The 4,079-nt window shown below is 38.6% G+C and carries 3 protein-coding genes and 1 pseudogene; all 4 read right to left on the bottom strand.

The genetic code is table 11. The features are described from left to right. Positions 1–509 precede the first annotated feature (509 nt). Positions 510–1,013 carry a hypothetical protein gene (locus A9239_RS12285; RefSeq protein WP_048118676.1) on the bottom strand — a complete coding sequence of 168 codons (504 nt, stop codon included), beginning with the start codon at positions 1,011–1,013 and terminating at the stop codon, positions 510–512. A 167-nt stretch (positions 1,014–1,180) separates the two neighbouring features. Continuing rightward, positions 1,181–2,194 (bottom strand): annotated as a pseudogene (locus A9239_RS12280) (ankyrin repeat domain-containing protein); the annotation flags it as partial. Positions 2,195–2,452: 258 nt separating this feature from the next. Continuing rightward, positions 2,453–3,295 carry a tetratricopeptide repeat protein gene (locus tag A9239_RS12275; RefSeq protein WP_048155116.1) on the bottom strand — a complete coding sequence of 281 codons (843 nt, stop codon included), beginning with the start codon at positions 3,293–3,295 and terminating at the stop codon, positions 2,453–2,455. 287 nt (positions 3,296–3,582) lie between these two features. Next, on the bottom strand, positions 3,583–4,079 hold a 497-nt coding region (locus A9239_RS12270; RefSeq protein ID WP_141706452.1), incomplete at its 5' end, for a glycine betaine ABC transporter substrate-binding protein.

Genomic DNA, 4,079 nt, shown 5'->3' with positions numbered 1-4,079 from the left:
AACTTAACCATAAAATATATATAAAAAATAGATAAAATTTATTCCAAGTTATTAATTTATCTTACATTGACAATATCAAGTTAGGCAGTGTGCCAATTTTTATGTAAAATCATAACTCTCAAAAAATAACTCTCAAGAAATAACTCTCAAGAAATAACTCTCAAGAAATAACTCTCAAGAAGTTATTGAGTAGAAAATTCCATCTTGGAAGATCAATTCTCTACATAGTACGCAAGAACTTGACTTCAAATTTACAGCAAATTAGAGACACTGCCAAATTCAATAAAACATTTTTTTATATTGAACTCATTCAAAAACCAATTATCCTCAAAAAGTAAATGAGTTCTACTAATTGAGGTATCCGGTTTAATTATAAAACACACTCTAAAAAAAGGGCAAAATACAACTACTTATTTTCATTAAATAACTACGGATTGTTCAAATAAAATACGGATTGTTAAATAAAAAAGAAAAAAATATATTTTCCCTTATCTTTTCAGTCCTTTCTTTTATTTTCTGTTCTTGTTGATGTCATTTAACCTATCTGTCTGCCTGAGCGTTAAAAGCCTGCTTGCAAGAGGGGACATAGGAAGGTCTGCACTAAGCGTTAGAGAGCTTATTCTTGATTCTGTCAGCATTCTTCCAGGCAGGTCAGGGAAGACCTCAAGCCCTTTTCCTACAGGCATCTTTGGGCTTTTGGGTATGGACTCCAGAAGACCAGCAGATTTGATTCCGGTAACGGAGCTGGAAACAAGCCTCGGAAGAGTTTCCGAACTCAGGCGAAGATGATCAGAAGAAGAGAGTCCAAGATCCCTATCAGACGAGAGACGTTTATTGAAATCAGGCATAAGTCCCCTGAACTGGTCAAGGACCGGATTTGAAAAAGTAGCTGATTCGTAAGTTGGAGTAAGATTTTTGGCAAGGGCCTTTTCGCGGGCTACGCGGTCAGTTAAGTGAGAAGGCAAAGCTGAATTTTCTGGTTCACTGTCATTCATAGCAGTAAGGATTGTCACGATGGTATATCAATTATACGAGGGCTTTTCCGGTTTTCTTCGCTGTAACAAAAATTACAATGATTTCTGATAAGCCAATGATTTCTGATAAGCGCCTTATTCTATTGCAGTTATTTTTGTGTATTTCTCACTGTAACAGCGCTATTTAGTTAATCCTTCTAAACAAATCAGGAACTGAAACTTGCGTTACTTTGAAGAAGCAATTCAACAATCTCGTTAAACTCCATTTCTGTCGCAATATCCAGAGCAGTATTGCCATTTTCGTCCTGAATATTAAGGTCGGCACCATTTTTAATAAGCAACTCAACAATATCCTTATCCCCGGCCTGTGTTGAGAGCATCAAAGCGGTAAGCCCGTTTTCTTCTTGAACATCGAGACTGGCACCACTTTCAAGAAGCAATTCTAAAATATCTCTGTATCCTCTGTCTGCCGCATAAGTCAAAGTTGTATTGCCATTTTTGTCCTGAAGATCAAGATCAGCACCGGCTTTAAGAAGTAACTCAACAATATTTTTATGTCCAATCTTTGCTGCAGCAATCAAAGCAGTGTTAAGATTTTCGTCTTGAATATTAATTTCTGCTCCACCTTTAATGAGCCACTCAACAATATCCTTTTGCCCCCGATTTGCAGCAGAAATCAAAGCTGTTTCGCCGTTTTTGTCCTGAATATTAAGATCGGCACCGCTCTCAAGAAGAAGCTTAATAATGTTCCTGTATCCTACTTTTACCGCAAACTTCAAAGCAGTCTCGCAGTTTCCATCCTGAATATTAAGGTCGGCACCACTTTTAATAAGCAATTCTACAATGTCTCCACGTTCGGCCTTTGCCGCAGAAATTAAGGCGGTATCCCCGTTTTCATCCTGAATATTAAGATCTGCACCGCTTTTAATAAGCAATTCTACAATGTCTCTGTACCCTTTGTTCACTGCATAATTTAAAGCAGTTTTACCATATGTGTCCTGCGAATTAATATCAACTTTATTGCTTTTCAAAAGTTTTTCTACATTTTCTATCTGCCCTATCTTAGAAGCTTCAAAAAGATTTTGAGTTTTATCTTTACCAAACAAGTTAGATATGAAGTCCATCAATGTTTTCTCCTTAAATATCGAATGTTTTGTATTAACCAGATTGGTAGCTATCCTGTATTTGGTAGCTATCCTGATGTTTTTGATTGATGCACGGAATCAAAAATACAATTTTTATTGCTCAAATCAAATATAATTATAACTCAAAGAAAATATAAGTTTTATCACTCAGCATCATGAAATTATATAACTATATACTTATTCAGGTTATCAATTCTTCCTTTTGGAGGCGGAAAATGTGTGCCTTAAGAATAAGAACGATCTCAAATTCAACGTTCCAATACAATATCCGAATTCAACGTTCCAAATACAATATCCCGAATTCAATATCCCAAACTCAATACCGGATAATAATCACTCATTAATTTTCACTTCACAAAGTTCTTTTCCCTTCTCAGCGGCTTCATTTTCAGGGCTGAGTTTCAGGGCCCTTATATAGCACTTGAAAGCCTCACCGTATTCGGCAAATTCGCAAAGCAAATCCCCACCGCTAAGAAGAGAGTTGAGGTGGTCTGGATCGCTTTCAAGAGCCATCTTGAAAGCATTAAGGGCTTTTTCCTTTTCTCCAAGCTCAAGAAGTACGTTGCCTTTCCAGTACCAGGTCTCAGCATTGTCAGGCTTCATAACAGGAGCCTTATTCCGGGAAAAGAAACTGAACCTGGGAATTTTGCAGGCCCAGTCCGAGGCTTTCCTGGGTTCGGTTGCCAGAGCGCGATCGAAAGTCTCAAGAGCCTTTTTCAGGAATCCCATCCTGAAATATACTATACCCTTGTTGGTAAGGATTTTGGGGGATTTCGGGTCAAATTCAAGCGCTTTTTCGAAAGTTTCAAGGGCTTCCTCGTTCCGCCCCATCGCTGAAAGCACGAAACCCCTGTTGGACCACTCGGTAGGGTTTTCAGGCTTAAGTTCAAGGGCGGCATCAACGATTTCCAGGGCTTCTACATACCTTTCAAGCTTGAAAAGAGCCATTCCGTAACACGATTTTGCCTCCATGGCTTTTTCAAGGAACTCTGTCCCTCGCGTCTCTTTTCCTTTTTCGAAAAGCAGATCTGCCATTTCTTTCCAGGCGTCAGCGGCTTCTCCATAGGCAGCAAGCGCGTCTTCAAACCTCCCGACCTTAAAAGAAATTCTGCCTTTTTTGTATTTTTCCTCAGCTGTCCTGTCAAGTTCTTTAAATTTATTTGCCATTTTTGCCATTTTTCTGCCTCTTTTCTACTTAATATATCGAAAGAATTATAAAAATTCTCATCCTCAAAATTTGAACTGCCATAATTCGCATTCTGAGGTGGTATTCTAAAGTAATCCACTTTGAATCTGAAAAATTATCCTAATAAACAATTGGTATTTTATAATATATAATAATTTTAAATTCGCCCGGCGATTAAACTCATCTGGGGGCGCTTTCTAAAGTAATAAAAACAGCGAAAATATGAAGAAAAAACGGAAGTAAAAATGTATAAAAAGAAGATAAAGGGAAAAGAAACTTACTCTTTTCCAATCCATTCATTAACTTTTTGCGGGTTGTTTTCAACCCATTTTGCTGCGGCTGTTTCAGGCGCAGTTCCGTTTTCGATATCCATCATAACGGTCTGGATATCATCGTGAGTCCACTTGAAACGTGTCAGGATGCCGTAGAGATTGGGTTTTTCTTCTTTAAGTCCAAGCCTTGCCACGGTTTCAACGTGATCGGCGTCACCATATGAGCCTTTAGGGTCGTCAAGGTACTTAAGATCCCATCTGTTAAAAGCCCAGTGAGGGGACCAGAGAGTAACAACTATCCATTCTTTGGAATCCAGAGCTTTTTTCAGGGAAGCGGTCATTGCTGCACTACTGCCTGGGACAAGCTCCATTTCCAGACCATAATCGGAAATTGCTGTTTCTGAAGCCTGCATTATGCCTGCTCCTGGTTCTATCCCGATTATCTTTCCACCAAATTTGTCCTTTTCGGAATTGAGTTCTTCAATATAGGACTTACGCAGTT

The sequence above is a fragment of the Methanosarcina sp. A14 genome, from assembly GCF_001729375.1.
Taxonomy (GTDB): Archaea; Halobacteriota; Methanosarcinia; order Methanosarcinales; family Methanosarcinaceae; genus Methanosarcina; species Methanosarcina barkeri.
The sequence above is the reverse complement of the archived record's forward strand: the minus strand, read 5'-3'. Positions and strand labels throughout refer to the sequence as shown.